Genomic DNA, 16193 nt, shown 5'->3' with positions numbered 1-16193 from the left:
TTTAAATTCTCTGTGATATTTGGACATAAAAAGACCCCCAGTAATTGGAATGTCCAACTATTGGGGGTCAGTTCATTACCAAACTTTGGTAACGAGGCTTTTGTTGCTTTTCAGTAAAGAAAAAGCTTAGTTAAGGTGTTTGTTTAGTACAGGCAATAACATTTTAAATAAACGTGGCGCAGCACACAGCACGTCACCTTTTTCCAAGCTTGGAGAACCATCAAACGCCGCAATCAAAGCGCCGGCTTCTTTGGCGATAAACAGAGGAGCTTGCATTTCCCATTCTTGTAACTTGATGCCCCAAGCACCGTCTAAGCGACCTGCTGCCACATTGGCTAGCATCAGTGCTGGTGCATCTTGCATGACAACGCGAGCGCCTTGTTGAGCGACATCAGAAAGCACGGCCAATTGGCCTTCAAGGTAGGTTGATGTGCGATCTGTTGCAGGGAATTGAGCGGCTAATGTCGTACCTTCTAGTGCTCGAGCGGAACTGCTGCGGATTCGAGAATTATTCAAGTAAGCGCCGCGGCCTTTACTTGCGTAGAATTCATCTCGAGTGTGAGGGTTAAGCACTAGGGCGTGTTCTACTTTACCGGCAACCACATAACTAATGGTAATCACATGACCTGCTAACCCACGTGTGAATAGGTGTTGTCCTTGAATCGCATCGATAATCCATTCGCCTTCTTCGCCAGTTTGTACGGAACCTTGTAAACGAGTGGTGATGGTATCTGCAGGGTAAGCTTTTTCTAGATTGTAAACAATGCTGCGTTCAGCACCAGAACAAACGGCAGCGTAAACTTCCGCAGAGGATTTACCTTGTTCTTTATCAAATAATAATTTCTCTTGAGAATGAACTATGTATTCTGCAGCGGCACGAGCTGCTTTTATTGCGACATTGATTCTAGGTTGCATAATTTACCGTCATTAATTCGTCATTAAACATGAACTGCTCACCCTTTGTAAGGACGAGCCAGTTGCCAGATAAAGTGTTAAAGAGCGGGCGTGCCAGACATGAGATCTGGGAGCCAAAATTTGAGCGCGAATTCTAGCTTAATAATCCCACATTAGCCAGAGAAAAATTGGCGAAAAACTAACCAATCAAATGAATATCAAAGAATATCTGTTAACATGCGTGGGTTTATATTATTTCTTAGCTGGTATCTAACATCATGCAAAATAAAGTTCGCATCGTTCTGGTGAATACGTCTCATCCTGGCAATATAGGAGGCGCTGCTCGGGCGATGAAAAATATGGGCTTGGCAGACCTTTATCTCGTGGCGCCAAGAGATTACCCAAATCAAGAGGCGGTGAGTCGAGCGTCTGGGGCGACCGACATTTTGGAAAATGCCGTGGTCGTTGACACCTTAGAAGAAGCTCTAGCGGATTGCCAGCTAGTCATTGGTACCAGCGCTCGTGAACGTACCATACCTTGGCCATTGGTAGATCCTCGAGAGTCTGCTGACTTGGTGTTTAATGAAGGTTTAGAAACGGCTTTTGTATTCGGCCGTGAAGACAGAGGTCTGACAAATGAAGAGTTGCAGCGTTGTCATTACCATGTGCACATTCCTTCTGTTGCCTCTTTTAGTTCATTGAATCTCGGCGCCGCGGTGCAGGTGATTGCTTACGAGTTACGCATGAAGTTTCTTGCTACGCAAGATGCACCAGCAGTACAGAATAAATGGGATGTGCCAGCGGCTACTGTAGAGCAAGTGGATTATTTGTTAGTGCATTTAGAAAAGGTCTTAGTCAACATTGATTTTCTGGACCCAGAGATGCCGATGCAGGTTATGACGAGATTTAGACGTTTATTTCAACGCTCCCGTCTCGATCAACAAGAATATGGTATGTTGCGTGGTATGCTGACGTCGATGGAAAAACAAGCCAAGTCTTAATATCCTGGCTCTGTTACAAATTTGACAAGGGCAGAGACAAAAACCACGATTTCTAGTATTGAAATCGTGGTTTTTTTACCTAAGGAAGTTAGGCTTTACGTTCAGGACGACCATTTTCTTGCCAGAAAGTGTGATATTTCTGACCTGGCTCGCCGTCGACTCTCTCGTAGGTATGAGCACCGAAATAGTCACGTTGGGCTTGCAGTAAATTCGCCGGAACCACTTCAGAACGGTAGCCATCAAAGTAAGCCAAAGCAGAGAAGAAAGACGGTGTTGGAATACCAGATTGTGCTGCTAACACAACGGCCTTACGTAAGCCTTTTTGCTTGCTAGCCATGGCATCGGCAAAGTAATCACTCAACAATAGGTTTTCTAGTTGAGGGTTGTCCGTGAAAGCATCAGCAATTTTCTGCAAGAAAGAAGCGCGAATAATGCACCCACCACGCCAGATCTTCGCGATGTCACTGAAATTAAGTGTCCAGTTGTATTCTTTCTGTGCCGCTCGCATGAGTTGAAAGCCTTGAGCATAAGCGCAGATTTTCGCGCAATACAGTGCTTCTTCAATCGCGGCTTCTACTTCGCTGGCTTCAATTTCACCACTTTCTACATCCGCAACCAGTTTGTCAGCGGCTTGTTCTCGTTCAGTGGTTAGTGTGCTTAGAGCTCGTGCATAAACCGATTCACTGATAATGCCGGCTGGTACACCCATTTGCGTGGCGCTAATTGAGGTCCAGCGACCTGTGCCTTTTTGGCCTGCACTGTCCAGAATCATATCCACCAATGGCGCACCAGTTTTATGGTCGTATTGCTGAAGAATGTCTGCGGAAATTTCGACTAGGTAACTGTTTAGAACACCTTGGTTCCATTTCTCGAATAACTGACCAATTTCTTCTGGCTCGTATCCCAATAGGGAACGCAATAGATGGTAGGCTTCACAAATTAACTGCATGTCGGCATATTCAATACCGTTGTGAACCATTTTGACATAGTGTCCTGCACCATCAGGTCCAAGGTAAGCGGTACAAGGTTCCCCTTCAGTAACCGGTTTGCCAGGCGTGTTACTGACAATCGGGTTACCATCTTTATCTACCTTAGCCGCTACGGCTTCCCACATAGGTTGTAAGTATTTCCATGAGTCGGCATCACCACCAGGCATTAAAGATGGGCCAAATCGTGCGCCTACTTCACCACCGGAGACAGCGGTACCAAAGAACTTAAATTGTTCTTTGTATTCCGCTTCACGTCGAATGGTGTCTGTCCATTGGCTGTTACCACAGTCGACGACAATGTCATCTGCTTCTAAACCAGCTTTGATTAGGTTTTGGCAAACAGCATCAACAGGGTTTCCAGCTGGCACCAAAACCACAATAACGCGGGGCTTAACTAAATTGGATAGCATGTCTTCCATGCTGTCGCAGCCGATGATTCGAGCTGGAGCCGAAGAGTCAGGACGTTCAGCTGCTTCTGTCGCCAAAACATCTTGTACTTTATGTGTGTCAAGATCAAAACCAGCAACTCGGTAGCCATGATCAGCTAAGTTTAAGGCCAAGTTTTTTCCCATGACACCCAGGCCGACAAATCCAATATTGCAGTTCTGATTTGTTTCTAACATAAATATCGATCAACCTTTTGAACAATTGGGGGAATTGAGGAAATTATCTTACCATGAAGAGATGAATATCAGGAGGTAATAAGGGCCGGAAAAATTCAAAAAAGTAGATTTTTTTATACTTTTTTATCAGAAACCTTAGTCTTTATGGGGGATTTCGTCTGTGAAAAGCCCATATTATGGCCTTATCTTTTGTGGGGTGTTTTTTTGGTAAGTGATTTTCTGGTTAGTAGAAAGACTACTAAAAAGAAAGAAAACTACAAAAAAATTGTTTAAATATTCGTCAAAATTACTGGTATTAACGTTTTTTACTAGGATGTATTTCATTATTTCTATATTTTTCAATTGGTTAGGTCTTATTGTCGGCTTTCAAAATGGTAATAAAATAACAGTTCGTTATAACAATATGTTTTCTTAGAATGTTTTGTTACTATCGATTTTATAGAGTAAATTCATTTCAAAATTATAAAAAAATATCAGTCAACCCTTATCGTACAGAGGATTTAGCGTAATGAACTCCGCATCGGAAGTAACTAGAATTCACAAGAACCTAACTACACCTCAATTGGTGGAAAAGGCATTGCAAAATGGCGAAGGGGTTCTAGCCGATAATGGCGCACTTGTTGTTGAAACAGGCGCTCGTACAGGTCGTTCTCCAATGGATCGTTTCATTGTAGAAGAAGCATCTAGTAAAGATAATATTCATTGGGGGCCAGTTAACCGAGCGTTTCCAGAAGATAAGTTTGCACCATTGTGGGATCGTGTAACGGCTTATTTGGATAACAAAGAGTCTTATGTTTCTAATATTCATGTCGGTGCGGGCGATGAGTATTATCTACCAGTGATCATGCGTACTGAAACAGCTTGGCATCACCTGTTTGGACGTAACTTGTTTATTCGTCCAGAAACATACAACCCGACTTCTAAAGGTGAGTGGCAGATTTTAAATGCCCCAGATTTTGTGTGTGAGCCTGAGCGTGATGGTACGAATTCTGATGGTTGTGTGATTTTAAACTTTGCCGAGCGTAAGGTTTTGATTGCTGGCATGCGTTACGCAGGCGAAATGAAAAAAGCCATGTTTTCTGTGCAAAACTACTTGCTGCCAGCGTACGATGTATTGCCTATGCACTGTGCGGCAAACGTTGGAACAGACGAAGATGTAGCCTTGTTCTTTGGTCTATCTGGAACGGGTAAAACCACCTTGTCAGCAGACCCAGAGCGCTTCTTGATTGGTGATGATGAGCATGGTTGGGGTAAAGATACTGTCTTCAATATTGAAGGTGGTTGTTACGCGAAAACCATTGATCTATCGAAAAAGAATGAGCCAATTATTTGGGACGCGATTAAGTTCGGTACTATTGTAGAAAACGTAGTGTTAGACCCTGAAACGCGTGTGGCGGATTACACAGATACTTCTTTAACACAAAATGGCCGTGCTGGTTACCCGCGTGAGCACATTGAGAAGCGTGCGCCAGAGAATCGTGCAGGTGAGCCAAATGCCATCATCTTCTTGACATGTGATTTAACTGGAGTATTGCCTCCTGTTTCTATTTTGAGTAAAGAAGCGGCCGCTTACCATTTCTTGAGTGGTTACACGGCATTGGTTGGGTCTACTGAAATGGGCGCTGGAACCGGAATTAAATCCACGTTCTCAACTTGTTTTGGTGCGCCTTTCTTCCCGCGTTCTGCTGATGTGTACGCCGACCTTTTGATTAAGCGTATTGAAGAATTTGGCAGTAAAGTTTACCTGGTTAATACCGGTTGGACTGGTGGTGCTCATGGACAAGGCGGTAAGCGTTTCAGTATTCCGACAACCCGTGCGGTCATTTCTGCTATTCAATCAGGTGCATTAGTTGATGTGGAAACCGAGCATTTGGGGGATGTGAATTTGGATGTCCCGACTCAGGTTCCTGGTGTCGATAGCATCTTATTGAACCCTCGTAAGACTTGGTCTGATCAAGTAGCTTATGAAGCACAAGCTAAGAATTTGATTGCTCAGTTCGTGGAAAACTTTAAGAAGTTTGATACTGTGTCTGAGGCTATTGTGGAAGCAGGTCCTGCTCTCTAATTGCTTATTTCATAAAGTCTTTTAAAAAGCCGTGACTCTGTCGCGGCTTTTTTGTTATTAGCGAAAAAATTTGATTTCTGATTAAAATTTAAGCTAGCTATTAATGTTATAAATAATGTAATCTTTTGTATATGTATATAGATACTCATTGCCATCTTGATTTTGATGTGTTTGACCAGACTCGTGATGAGCTGATGATGCACTGTGAAGCAGTTGGGGTAAAAGGCTTTTTGGTACCAGCGACGACGGCTGCTTCTTGGCGAAAGTTGAGTAATTTAGCAAAGCGTTATCCACAATGGCGGATAGCTTATGGCTTGCATCCTTACTTTTTGCAGCAAGCAAGATTGGATGAATTGGATGAATTGGCTGAGTATTGTGAAACAGACTCAGTGTTAGCCATTGGTGAAATAGGTTTGGATAATTGGCCCGGTTCCTGTGATATGGGCATTCAAAAAACGTTTTTTGTGCGCCAATTACAGTTGGCGAAAAGTTTGCATTTGCCTGTAGTGATTCATGCTCGGAAAAGTTATGACTTAGTCTATCAATGCCTTCGTCAGGTAGGCTTGAAAACAGGTGGTACCATTCATGCTTTTAATGGCAGTTATGAACAGGCGCAGCGGTTTGCTGAGTTGGGTTTTGTTTTAGGGATGGGTGGTACGGTGACGTATCCAAGGGCGAAAAAGGCTCAGCGTGTTTTACATGTCTTGGATCGTCAGTCGTACGTGTTGGAAACGGATTCTCCCGATATGCCTTTGTATGGATATCAAGGCCAGGTGAATACTCCCTTGTCGATATTAAAGGTAGCAAAGAGCGTTGCCACTATTCGGAATGAAGAAGTAGAGCAGATTGCTGTTGATAGCTATGATAATCTACTACGAGTTTTTCCTAAGTGGCATGAGGTCATACTTTGAATAATAAACAAGATATTAATGCGCCGATCCGTATTTTGCTGCTGGGTTCGGGAACAGAAGTGGGGACAGCTTTTTTAAAGCTAACCCAAAATAAACCAGAATTTGAATGGTTGTGTCCAGATGAAGCTCTATTGTTGGATGCAACCCGACGCGATGAATTTAAAGCCATGGCCTTTGATGTGGTCATCGATGCTTTGAGTTTACGTCATGCTCTGCAATCGGACTATGATACGTTTTTGGGAACCTTGACCTTTTTAAGTCAAGAAGCCTTTGCACCGCTGATTATGCTAAGCAGTGCACGGGTATTTTCGGGTAATAAGGGGTTAGCTTACTCGGAGAAAGACGAGCCTGATGGTACTAGTAGTTATGCGAAAGCGTTAATCCGGGCCGAAACTGAAGTGTTAAATCACCCACACAATATTGTGTTGCGAACGGGGTGGTTGTTCAGTGGGCAGGGAGATGATTTTGTTTGTCGTACACTGGAGTCAATCCAGGGTGGCGTTAATCTTGCTTACAAAGATGACTTGATTGGCAGTCCGACCCCAGTCTCTGATTTAGTGAGAGTGGTGTTGTCAATGCTTAATCAAGGCCATTACGGTGCAGAGAATAAAGGGATTTATCATTATTGCTGTGCTGAGGAAATTAGTTGGGTTGGTTTGGTTGAAGCGATTCTGGCAACGGCGGCTCAATACGACTCAAGGGCGCAAGTTGATGTTGAAGCGCAATCGGATACCGTAGAAGGTGTGCCACAAGTTGCTATGAAGCGGCAATCTCTGTCTTGTCGAAAGGTGTTTAATCATTTTGGCATCAAACAGCGACCTTGGCGATCAAAACTAAGAAGTCTGGTAAAGGAATTGTATCAAGTTAGTTGATAAAGGCATGAACGGTTGAGGGCTCTTTTGTGAATCTGAAACTCGCTCATGCCTTTCAAGGTCAATGGTTGACCTTTGATATGCAGATAGAGCAGGAGTTGACGTGCATAAAATGAATCTTAAAGCCGTAATGGTCGTGTTTTTCTTCCAAGTGTTGGTAGGTGTTCTTTGGTATGCATCAACCCCAACGCAATTCTTGGGTCGCCCTGTGTGGCAGGATGCAGTAGAACTTCCAAGCTGGGATGTGCTGGTGATCTTTCTAATTTCAAGCTTTGTGTTCTTGTGGTTCACGGCTTGGCTGATGTTAAGAGTGAGAAATTTAACGCGCATCGGACAATTCTTTTTGGCCATCTTTATATGGCTTTTGATTGTGTTGCCAAACTTCTTGATCGTGTCATTGCATTTAGAGCTGGAGCATGAAGACACACTTTATTTGCTGTCTTATAGTGCTGTGCATTGCGCCATAATGGCCGTTGTTCTGCCATTATGGCGCCCTTCGCGTTCTATTTTTAAAGACTAGTAACGGTCTTTAAAATTAGTAAAGGCTGCTTTCAGGCCATACTAACCATAAGCAAAAGCCACTAATGATAATACTTAGAATGGCTTGGCAAAGAATGGTTGGTATGGCTTTTTGCGTTAAGTGACGAATGATTGGAGTAACAAAACAAGAAGCCGCGATTAAAACCATAACACTAAGAGGGATGTCAGCTAAGATATGGCTTTGGCTGATTAGGCCCGCTAGTAGGATGATGGCTGGGGCACTACTAAAAGCTTGTCGGTTTGATGTGATAAGGCTTATCAGTAGATAACCAGCACTGGCGGCGGCAAAAGCACCAAGTAACTGACCTATTAACAAGCTACCACCAATCGAAATAACTGGTGCAGCACTGCCTGCAACAATCATTAAACCAATCATAGGGGTGTGAGGTTCTAGTTTTTCTAAGCCTTTCCGTTCTGTGCTGTTTTGTCCTGTCTGTTGACTCAGTGCAATATATATTAGCGTGGCAACGGCACAAGCAACAGACCATATGAGGCTTATGTGTAGCCCCGAATGTTTTAATACCGGGTTAAGCAAAAGGTAGAAAGACAATCCCGTTAATAAGGCGCAAAGACCATACTTTAAGGGCGTTGAGTTGCTGGTGAGATGTAAACTGATCAAAACGAATATGCCAATAAGGGCACTGATACTGTAATAATCTATCGCTTGTTTTGGTGGAAAGCTCAAGCCTGAATGGATCAGGCTGAGTCCAACGATAAAACCACCAAGATAGCCTAAAAAAGACGATGTACGCAGTAATTTGCCAGTAATAAAACTGACTATCAGCGCGGCGATAAAGGGGTAAATGGCCGTATGCAATAGCATGATTAGATTTGAGTTACTGGCTTCTTCGTACATGTCTCTTCCTTAAACTGTCTTATTGGCGAATGCCTTCCACGTATACTTCGATCTCTGTTGCATCAGTGACGCCTGGGATGAAGTAAGTGATGCCGAAATCACTGCGGTTAATGGTTGTTGTTGCTTCAAAACCAGAACGGTAGCCGCCCCATGGGTCTTTGCCTTCGCCAACTTTTTCAACATCAAATGTCACGGACTTGGTGACGCCATGCAAGGTTAGATCGCCAGTTAATGTGTTGCCATCAAATTGCTTGCTGGTGAATGTTAACGTTGGGAATTGTTTAACGTCTAGGAAGTCTGGGCTGCGTAAGTGTTTGTCACGTGCATCATGGTTGGTATCAACGCTGTCAGCTTGAATGGTCAGTGTTGCTGAGCCAGATTTACCGTCGTCAGCATATGAGAAGTCACCACTGAACTCGTCAAAACGACCCACTGTGGTACTCACACCCAAGTGGCCAATTTTAAAAATAACAGCAGAGTGAGCGGTATCGACTTTGTAATCTGCTGCGAAAGAAAGGCTAGAGGCAAGGGCCAAAGCGCTAATTGCTAATGCTTTCATGTAGGTTCTCCTTATTGATATGAATGTATCAGTACAGTTTAGAGCCTTTTTTTCAATAAATAATCAGCTTAAAAAACAATTCAATGTTAACTATAATGAAATAATAAAATGGGAACTTTTTTAATTTTGGGTGAGTGAAATGGATAAGCTTCAAGCCATGAAGGTGTTTTGCCGAGTATACGAAGTGGAGAGTTTTAAGCAGGCCAGTGATTCGCTGGGTATTTCAAGGCCAATGGTGACTCGTTATATTAACTTTATTGAAGATGAATTGGGAACTAAGTTACTACAAAGAAATACTCGTAATATTAGTGTGACCCACGCTGGCCAAAAGTATTATCAACATTGTGTGTCTATCTTGGATGCCCTAGAAGAGGCTGAGAGTGAAATAGGAGACTTAGCACAAAAGCCAAAAGGATTACTGAAAGTCAGTGTGCCAATGGACTTTGGCTTGACGCATTTGGTGCCGTTACTCGACAGCTTTACACGCCTGTACCCACAGATTGAATTGGATGTGGATTTTAACGATAAGCGTGTCGATATGACTGAATCTGGTGTGGACCTGGCGATTAGAGGGGGGCTTTTAGGAGGAGATCAATTTGTCGCTCGCAAACTTTGTACCGCTGGCTCTTATGTGTGTGCTTCCCCTGAGTATCTTGAGCGTTATGGTGCGATCACGTCTTTAGAGGATTTGCAGCATCATAATTGTTTGCTCTACACCAATACTGTGACCTCTGATCATTGGCAATTTACGAACGAAAAAGGCGAACAAGGGGCCGCCGTGGTATCCGGAAATTGTCGTGCTAATAATGGTGGTGCATTGGCTCGCTTGGCTTTAGAAGGGGTAGGAGTCATTTATCAACCGGAATTTCTGGTGTCAAAATACTTAGAGTCTGGGGAGTTGGTCAATGTTTTGCCGCAATGGAAAGGGTATGAAGTCAGCTTTCATGCGATTTATCCACAGCGTAAATTGATGTCGCAGAAGACACGATTATTGCTCGAATTTTTACAAGACAATTTATAAATCTGAGTTACCGCCTGAAGAGGTTGCAAAATCCTTTTAGGTGGTAACTCAGTACCATATTTGATCAGGTTAAATCATCAAAATCGTTATCGATATGAAGGTCAACCGGAAGATCATAGCCAGGCAGTTTGATGTGTTGATTGGTGATGTCTAATTCTTCACCTCCTAGTACATTAAAGCCAAACTTGTAGGTTGGTAATACTTCACCGCGAATGGCAGCTTGATTGTACTCAGTTGCGCTTTCGGCGACGGCAACTTTTCTTTGCTGGTAATCAGCCAGTTGCTCCGCTGAGTAACGTTTCGACAGCATTTTCATAGCCTGTTGAGGGGAAAGCAGTACTGCTGTGGCATTGTTACCACCGAAGCCTTTCGAGTTTAACAAAGCCGCATCAAAATACTCAGCACCATAATGCTCGTGTTTTAATTGGAACTTCAAACCGTCTTGATAGACATCGTCAGCGATGGCTTTCGAGGTGGTGATACCAGGTAAAATACCATCTTGCCAAACACCTAATGAAAGATGCAACTGATCACCACCGGCCGTGCCTTGTGAATGACCCAAAAAGGCTTTCATAGCAACAACAGGCATATCTGTTGCACCAAAGCTGGTGGCTGCTTTGCTCAGTACATGTGATTCGGTAATGCGATTCTGAGGTGTGCTAGTACCGTGAGCCTGAATAAAGGTACGTTTTGTCAAGCCTTCATTGCCTATGATGTTTTCTAGATAAGCCATGGCTTTGCTTATGGTTAAGTAGTTACCAACGCCCGGCGCAGAGATGGATTTTTTATGGCCATCTGCATGGGAAAATACCGCTGGGATGGCACCAAATATTTGCGCGCCAAGTTCAACCGCAAGCTCATCATCCATTAACAGTGTCCATTGGCTTGATTCGCCGATGGTGAAACCGCAGTTTTCGGCAAATGGACGACAGCTGCGAGTGTGATCTGGTTCGTCATGCTGGCTTAGTTTATCCAAAGCTAATAGTGAAACATCTTCTGCCAATGCACCCATGGTGCGAAAGCCTTCAATGATCTCAGGTGTGATCGGGGCGTCACTACCGCCGACCATGGCAACGCGGAATTTACCGGATTTTATGCCGTCTACCGCGCGCTCTAAATTGAAGAAATAAGTCGCACATGCACCAATGGCTGTTCCTACATTACCTACGCTTCCTAGTAAGTAAGCATTAACAAAGTCAGCGGGCATTTGAGCATAGCCCAGCGGTAAATGTTTTGAGGTTGTGCGCTTGCCCATTAGGGCCGATTTCAACATACCTCCGAAGCCTAGATCATCCATTTGTCCAATGGAGTTAGCCGCGTAAACAGCCATTTTGTCAGGGGAGACTTTGCTGCGAATCAATTCCCAATCAATACCACTGCTCTTAATTGCATCAGATGCGCCGTAAACTGTCATTTGCAAACCGCGCGGATGGTTACGGCTCTGGTAAAGCTTGCCTGCGTCAAAACCTGTTGGTAGTTGTCCCGCTGCTTTTACGGCCAAAGGTTTGGTGTCTTTTACGAAGGTTTCTAGGTTTCCATCAACCGTGATTTCACTGATGGTGTCGGAGACGGGGGTCACCTTCCAGTTTGATGGCTTATTTTTGGGTAAAGAGCGTGTTTTCGCTCGGAAGCTAAAATGCTCTTCATTAGATGTCGCTTGTAAGGACGCTGCCTTATGGATGGTGACATGGTCAACATCAAACAAGCTTGGGTGAATGCGGCGAATCAGTGTTTTTGCCAGAAGTTCTTCACCAATGCTATCGACTAAGGTTTCTGCATCCAGTGTTTCCCCTGATGGGGTATGCCAAAGTCCATTTTTATGCTCCGCCATATTCGTTAGCGTGGCAAGATCCAATAACACATCCTGCTGGATTGAGCTTGGTAGAAGATCGAAAACGATTCGGCGATAAGCTTGATGAGATGAAGTACGACCAGCCGAATTAATTCCGCCAAAGCCAACAATAACAGGTAAACGGGCCAATTGAATTTCCTCGTTTTATGAATGAGTAAAATATTACGGTATTGTAATGAAGGGGATGACGCTTAGCCACCCCAGACAAAGTAATTTAGTAACGTAAAGTTGCATTTTATTACATTTTTTCCAACTTGGATTAGGAAAAAAGTGCAACAAAAAATAGTTACTCATTATTTGCTTGTACGCGGTTAAAGCGCCATAGCTTGTTGTAGTTGATCAAGCTGATGATTTCTTTCACGTAAGCTTGACCTCGCTGTGAATAGTGCTCTAAACCTTGTGCTAATGCTAAACCCGTGATGACATCACCTTGTTGCCTAAGATTGGCGCGAGTGTTGCGGAGCTTTTTATAAGCGGAGTTGGTATTCAAGTTATCAATGTAAGCAAAGACAGATTCACGAGCGTCGTGGAACTTACGCACTTCATGATCGGCATCGTTATCACGAGAAACAGGAACTAGGCCGCAACCCTTGCGAAAACACCATTGTCCAAAGTAATTGTTGCCTTTGGTAGCGAAACGAGAGGTGCCCCAAGCGGACTCATTGGCAGCTTGTGCTAGAACCAGTGATGTGGGAATGATATCCAGTCGAGATAATAGGGCTTGAAGGTCTTGTGTTGAGTATTGAGTTAACACTTTAAGCTTATTGTCTTTGCGCAATTTTGAGACCCAAACCACCTCTTTTTTAGACAGTTTATTGGCTTTTTTGAGGAGAGCGGTTAAGCGTTCTCGATCGGCTAAGATCAAATCATTCTTTTCTTTGGCAAAGGGGGATAAGTATTCGAAGAAAGCTTTCTTACGAGTTTTAACATCCGTTATTGCTTGAAAATCAGGCGCTTTTGCTTGGATCGGGTGAGACTTAAAGTAGTCTTTTTCGTCCTGTGTTGCTTCGCCAGATTCGTCTGCAGAACTCACTTCTTCTGTTGTGTCTGCATCTGTTACATCAGCTTCATCCTGAAATGGGTCGGTTTTAATCCATAAAACTAAAAATAGTATTATTGTGATAACCCAGAGTATTTTCTTTTCCATAAACAACCACAACTCTCAACTGTAACATAAGGGTTTGCTTTACTTTGCTCAATGTTGAGCCATCATCGAAAAGCAAAAGAAGCCTCATTATCCTTAAAATGCATCCAGTTTAACAGTCTTTAGAATATTTGCTGACGATACCATGACATTTTTGAATGCCCTGTTATCGTTTCACTTGCCGAGATTAGGGTAAAAATATCTGTTTAGGGCCAACAGGGACAACCTGTGTTGGGTTGATGTTTTTATGACTGTAATAATAGTGCCGTTTGATGTGATCAAAGTTGACCGTTTTTGCGATGCCTTGATGTTCATACAAAGATTGTAAGTAATGGTTAATATTTGGGTAGTCTAGAATGCGTTTTAGATTGCATTTAAAGTGACCAAAGTACACAGCATCAAAACGAATCAAGGTGGTAAACAAACGCCAGTCAGCCTCAGTTTGTTGATCGCCCATTAGGTAACGACGACCTTGCAATCTGTCTTCTAGATAGTCCAGCGTATCAAACAAGGGGATTAAAGCGCCTTCGTAGGCGGCTTGAGTCGTCGCAAAACCACATTTATATACGCCATTGTTCAACGAGTGGTAGATCCTGTTATTAATCTCGTCGATTTCTTTTGCCAGCCCTTTCGGATAGAAGTCTAAGGTGTTTCCAGTGAGCTCATTGAAGGCGCTATTAAACATGCGAATAATCTCAGCAGACTCATTTGAGACAATGGTGTGGGTTTGTTTGTCCCATAAAATAGGTACGGTTACTCGTCCGCTGTAATCTTTTTTCGCTTTGGTATAAATTTGATGCGCAAATTGAAATTGATGTAATGGATCGCCAATGTCCACATGCGCATCTTGAAAGTCTGGGGCCTGCTTGAATTCCCAACCATTTTCTAACATGTCAGGGTGGACACAACTGACGCTGATAATGTTTTCTAATTGCTTGAGGTGACGAAATATCAGAGTACGGTGCGCCCAAGGGCATGCTAAAGAAACGTACAAGTGATAACGTCCAGATTCGGCCGGGAAATGTTCGGTTTGGTTGGCATCGTACTGATCGCTCGAATAAATCCAGTTTCGAAAAATGGCTTCGCTACGAACGAATTTACCTTGTGATTTTTTTGTGTCGTACCATTGGTCAACCCACTTGCCATCTACTAATAATCCCATTGTCTTTTCCTTATCTTGTATATTTCTACATATTATTAATGAAACCGAATGCGTTTCGGGGCAATATATTGGTCGTATTTAATCGAATGATTCGATGGGTTTGTTTGTCCTATGTCTGAGCGTTTTGGTTCCTTATTCGCACCATGTTGTATCCTGCTCTTAAGTGTTTATGGGAGCTTATATGTTGGCTTACTGCCGCCCGTTTGGGTGAGTATTTTGCCATTGATGCCTTTGATTCTAGCAGGTGTGGCTATTTTGCTAGCCTGGCACTTTAATAAAGGTCGCGTTTTTATTTTGGTGCTGCTGTTGTTGATCCCCAAATTGTATGGAGGGTCAAATCAAACCGCTTCCATTACCGCGTATTTGGTGGTGTCTTGTTTCTGTGTGGCGTTATTGGCCTTTGTTAAGGAAAGAGGGTTTTTTAATCGTTTTGCGGTTAATCGCTTATTGTTTGTCGCCATGTTGGTCTGTTGGTGCTACGCCGTTGAGCGTCATTGGGTGTCTTTTGCCTTTCTTGATCAAGCGGTTTTTCAGTTATCGCTAACTTGGTCTGATTTATTGCTTTGGTTTGGCCTTGTCGTCAGCATCATGCTGATGGCCATTGCATGGTGGCTAAGTAATGATGCTTTTCATGCCAGTGGTTTGATTAGTATTTTAAGTCTGATCATTATTTCTCGTTTTAGTGTTTCTGGAGTGCAGTACGACACTTTATTGTCCGCGCAATGCCTGTTGTGGATATGGTTCCTATTAATGGAAAGCTATCGTATGGCGTATTTAGACGACATGACACGCTTACCTGGACGTCGTGCTTTGAATGAGCAATTAGTGGGCTTGTCTAAGCATTATGCTATTGCCATGGTCGACGTGGATCATTTTAAGAAATTTAATGACACTTATGGTCATGATATGGGAGACAAGGTGCTTAAAAGCGTCGCCCAACAATTAAAGTTGTTTTCTGCTCCGGGACGAGCTTTTCGCTATGGTGGAGAAGAATTTACCGTGGTGTTTCGACGAGCTCAGGTCAAAGACGTTGAAGCTGTGTTGGAGTCGGTACGTGAAAGTATTGAAGAGGCTCAAGTTGAGGTCTTTGATCCTAAAAAGAAAAAAGACGTTGAAGTGAATGTGACAGCGAGCATTGGTGTGGCGTTCGCATCGGCTGGTGAGGTGCCAACGAATGTTCTCAAGCGAGCTGATGAGGCACTGTACCAGTCGAAAAAGAAAGGCCGCAACCGAGTTTCTAAGTCGCTTCCAGTAAAAAATTAAACCGAAAATTAGAAAAAATTGACCGATTGTTCAATTTTTTTGGTTCAAACTATTGCACTGTTACATCAGCTGTCTATAATTAATCTCAGAATTCAAGAACATTAAGGCGCATGCTGTTTTCATGAGCCTTAATCACAGTGCCAACGTGGTGTAACAGTTAGCTTAAATAATGAATGCCTATAGTTATTTGAGTCTCTGTTACGAGGGGAAATGGGGAGCTTCGGCTCCCTTTTTTTATGCTTGGAATTCAAGTCTATCTCCGCTTTCCTTTCGCTTTTCTCTTAGCCTCTTTTTATTTCTTTAGGGTGTAGTGAAATAGATAAAGGTGTACATTTTATGTCCGGCTACCTTCGTGACGGCGTCAAAAAGTGTTATTCTTATGCCCTCTCTGAATCGGATCATCAGAGTTCCCCCCACTATTTATTAGACAGCAGCGAGGCT

The 16193-nt window shown here is 43.3% G+C and carries 14 protein-coding genes; 7 read left to right on the top strand and 7 right to left on the bottom strand.

All coding sequences use genetic code 11. From position 1 onward, the window contains the following. Positions 1-126: 126 nt before the first annotated feature. Positions 127-915 carry an inositol monophosphatase family protein gene (locus ACHUFM_RS11180; protein ID WP_394182324.1) on the bottom strand — a complete coding sequence of 263 codons (789 nt, stop codon included), beginning with the start codon at positions 913-915 and terminating at the stop codon, positions 127-129. A 257-nt stretch (positions 916-1172) separates the two neighbouring features. On the opposite strand from ACHUFM_RS11180, the gene trmJ reads away from it, so the two are divergent. Next, positions 1173-1895 (top strand): tRNA (cytosine(32)/uridine(32)-2'-O)-methyltransferase TrmJ, encoded by a 723-nt coding sequence (trmJ, locus tag ACHUFM_RS11175; protein ID WP_394182323.1) that lies wholly within the window; start codon positions 1173-1175, stop codon positions 1893-1895. Between the two features lie 88 nt (positions 1896-1983). Here the strand turns inward: trmJ and gndA are convergent, their stop codons facing one another. After that, positions 1984-3507 carry an NADP-dependent phosphogluconate dehydrogenase gene (gene gndA, locus ACHUFM_RS11170; protein ID WP_394182322.1) on the bottom strand — a complete coding sequence of 508 codons (1524 nt, stop codon included), beginning with the start codon at positions 3505-3507 and terminating at the stop codon, positions 1984-1986. A gap of 508 nt (positions 3508-4015) precedes the next feature. Between gndA and ACHUFM_RS11165 the strand changes: the two genes are divergently transcribed. From ACHUFM_RS11165 to ACHUFM_RS11150, 4 genes are all read left to right on the top strand, one after another. Next, a complete protein-coding gene (locus ACHUFM_RS11165; protein ID WP_394182321.1) occupies positions 4016-5572 on the top strand; it encodes a phosphoenolpyruvate carboxykinase in 1557 nt (518 codons plus the stop codon). A 131-nt stretch (positions 5573-5703) separates the two neighbouring features. After that, entirely contained in the window at positions 5704-6483 is a 780-nt protein-coding gene (locus ACHUFM_RS11160; protein WP_394182320.1) for a TatD family hydrolase, read from the top strand. Next, positions 6480-7355, top strand: coding sequence for an SDR family oxidoreductase (locus ACHUFM_RS11155; RefSeq protein ID WP_394182319.1), 876 nt, complete (start codon positions 6480-6482; stop codon positions 7353-7355). The genes ACHUFM_RS11160 and ACHUFM_RS11155 overlap by 4 nt, the downstream gene beginning before the upstream one ends. A 112-nt stretch (positions 7356-7467) precedes the next feature. Then, complete coding sequence (locus tag ACHUFM_RS11150) at positions 7468-7875, top strand: hypothetical protein (protein ID WP_394182329.1); 408 nt, start codon at positions 7468-7470, stop codon at positions 7873-7875. Positions 7876-7890: 15 nt separating this feature from the next. Here ACHUFM_RS11150 and ACHUFM_RS11145 read toward each other — a convergent pair whose 3' ends face one another. Both ACHUFM_RS11145 and ACHUFM_RS11140 read right to left on the bottom strand, forming a co-directional pair. Next, positions 7891-8751, bottom strand: a complete 861-nt coding sequence (locus tag ACHUFM_RS11145) for a hypothetical protein (RefSeq protein WP_394182318.1) — start codon at positions 8749-8751, stop codon at positions 7891-7893. Between the two features lie 19 nt (positions 8752-8770). After that, complete coding sequence (locus tag ACHUFM_RS11140; RefSeq protein ID WP_113875778.1) at positions 8771-9310, bottom strand: YceI family protein; 540 nt, start codon at positions 9308-9310, stop codon at positions 8771-8773. A 139-nt stretch (positions 9311-9449) separates the two neighbouring features. Here ACHUFM_RS11140 and ACHUFM_RS11135 point away from each other — a divergent pair, with 139 nt between their 5' ends. After that, complete coding sequence (locus tag ACHUFM_RS11135) at positions 9450-10331, top strand: LysR family transcriptional regulator (protein ID WP_394182317.1); 882 nt, start codon at positions 9450-9452, stop codon at positions 10329-10331. Positions 10332-10395: 64 nt separating this feature from the next. Here ACHUFM_RS11135 and ACHUFM_RS11130 read toward each other — a convergent pair whose 3' ends face one another. From ACHUFM_RS11130 to ACHUFM_RS11120, 3 genes are all read right to left on the bottom strand, one after another. Next, positions 10396-12312, bottom strand: coding sequence for a beta-ketoacyl synthase (locus ACHUFM_RS11130; RefSeq protein WP_394182316.1), 1917 nt, complete (start codon positions 12310-12312; stop codon positions 10396-10398). 157 nt (positions 12313-12469) lie between these two features. Beyond that, positions 12470-13330 carry a glucosaminidase domain-containing protein gene (locus ACHUFM_RS11125; RefSeq protein ID WP_394182315.1) on the bottom strand — a complete coding sequence of 287 codons (861 nt, stop codon included), beginning with the start codon at positions 13328-13330 and terminating at the stop codon, positions 12470-12472. 184 nt (positions 13331-13514) lie between these two features. Beyond that, positions 13515-14489 carry a glutathione S-transferase family protein gene (locus tag ACHUFM_RS11120; RefSeq protein ID WP_394182314.1) on the bottom strand — a complete coding sequence of 325 codons (975 nt, stop codon included), beginning with the start codon at positions 14487-14489 and terminating at the stop codon, positions 13515-13517. 111 nt (positions 14490-14600) lie between these two features. Between ACHUFM_RS11120 and ACHUFM_RS11115 the strand changes: the two genes are divergently transcribed. Next, on the top strand, positions 14601-15752 hold the full coding sequence (locus tag ACHUFM_RS11115; RefSeq protein ID WP_394182313.1) for a GGDEF domain-containing protein: 1152 nt from the start codon (positions 14601-14603) through the stop codon (positions 15750-15752). Positions 15753-16193 lie beyond the last annotated feature (441 nt).

The sequence above is a fragment of the Marinomonas posidonica genome (assembly GCF_043643765.1).
GTDB classification, from domain to species: domain Bacteria; phylum Pseudomonadota; class Gammaproteobacteria; order Pseudomonadales; family Marinomonadaceae; genus Marinomonas; species Marinomonas posidonica_A.
This window is presented reverse-complemented; position numbering and strand designations above follow the sequence as displayed.

Excerpts from the sequence above, each read along its gene's own strand:
- ACHUFM_RS11150 (WP_394182329.1), top strand. The coding sequence starts at position 7,468 with ATGAATCTTAAAGCCGTAATGGTCGTGTTTTTCTTCCAAGTGTTGGTA.
- ACHUFM_RS11135 (WP_394182317.1), top strand. The coding sequence starts at position 9,450 with ATGGATAAGCTTCAAGCCATGAAGGTGTTTTGCCGAGTATACGAAGTG.
- ACHUFM_RS11140 (WP_113875778.1), bottom strand. The coding sequence starts at position 9,310 with ATGAAAGCATTAGCAATTAGCGCTTTGGCCCTTGCCTCTAGCCTTTCT.
- ACHUFM_RS11115 (WP_394182313.1), top strand. The coding sequence starts at position 14,601 with ATGTCTGAGCGTTTTGGTTCCTTATTCGCACCATGTTGTATCCTGCTC.
- gndA (WP_394182322.1), bottom strand. The coding sequence starts at position 3,507 with ATGTTAGAAACAAATCAGAACTGCAATATTGGATTTGTCGGCCTGGGT.
- ACHUFM_RS11145 (WP_394182318.1), bottom strand. The coding sequence starts at position 8,751 with ATGTACGAAGAAGCCAGTAACTCAAATCTAATCATGCTATTGCATACG.
- ACHUFM_RS11125 (WP_394182315.1), bottom strand. The coding sequence starts at position 13,330 with ATGGAAAAGAAAATACTCTGGGTTATCACAATAATACTATTTTTAGTT.
- ACHUFM_RS11160 (WP_394182320.1), top strand. The coding sequence starts at position 5,704 with ATGTATATAGATACTCATTGCCATCTTGATTTTGATGTGTTTGACCAG.
- ACHUFM_RS11120 (WP_394182314.1), bottom strand. The coding sequence starts at position 14,489 with ATGGGATTATTAGTAGATGGCAAGTGGGTTGACCAATGGTACGACACA.
- trmJ (WP_394182323.1), top strand. The coding sequence starts at position 1,173 with ATGCAAAATAAAGTTCGCATCGTTCTGGTGAATACGTCTCATCCTGGC.
- ACHUFM_RS11180 (WP_394182324.1), bottom strand. The coding sequence starts at position 915 with ATGCAACCTAGAATCAATGTCGCAATAAAAGCAGCTCGTGCCGCTGCA.
- ACHUFM_RS11165 (WP_394182321.1), top strand. The coding sequence starts at position 4,016 with ATGAACTCCGCATCGGAAGTAACTAGAATTCACAAGAACCTAACTACA.